The sequence below is a fragment of the Porphyromonas uenonis 60-3 genome (assembly GCF_000174775.1).
Classification (GTDB): Bacteria; Bacteroidota; Bacteroidia; order Bacteroidales; family Porphyromonadaceae; genus Porphyromonas; species Porphyromonas uenonis_A.
In genome coordinates, this window is record NZ_ACLR01000173.1 from 1 (window position 1) to 566 (window position 566).

Genomic DNA, 566 nt, shown 5'->3' on the forward strand with positions numbered 1-566 from the left:
ACTGTAGGTCTGTCTAGACATGGCAAATAGCTGTATAGGGGAAGGGCTTCTCAGAGCGCTCTACCGACCTTTTGCGATGCGAGACATCTCCTTTGATCCACAAAGATACAAAATACCTACTATTAACTACTATAATGTCGTCTTAATTTCAGGAGAAGAAGAGATTAGAAGTTAGACTTTAGAGGTTAGAGATTAGAAGTTTGGACTGCTCCTATCCGATAGCTCCGATCACCTCCGATAGTTCCGATAGCTCCGATTTCTATCTTCTAACCTCTAAAGTCTAACTTCTAATTTCTAATCTCTAACTTCTCCCCTCTCGTCCCTCCCCTCGGTAGGAAATACGAAATCTCCAGGGAGGAAACGAAATTTCTCCACGGAACCGGGAAATAAAAGTTCGGAAGAATGAAATGAAACTTCGGAAGAAAGATTTCGAAGTTCCGATGAATTTTTCGTTTCCTCGCTGGAGATTCAAAAGGCTTCACCGAGGAAATGGCGATTTCCTTCGATGGTGCTAAAATGAGCCCACTTTTTATATCATGCAGGGGTTGGGGTGGTGGTTGTCCATT

Annotated in this window: 1 protein-coding gene; it reads right to left on the minus strand. The window is 42.9% G+C overall.

All coding sequences use genetic code 11. From position 1 onward, the window contains the following. Positions 1-287: 287 nt before the first annotated feature. Positions 288-566 (minus strand): hypothetical protein (locus PORUE0001_RS10910; protein ID WP_232501426.1); only part of this gene is annotated, 279 nt, incomplete at its 5' end.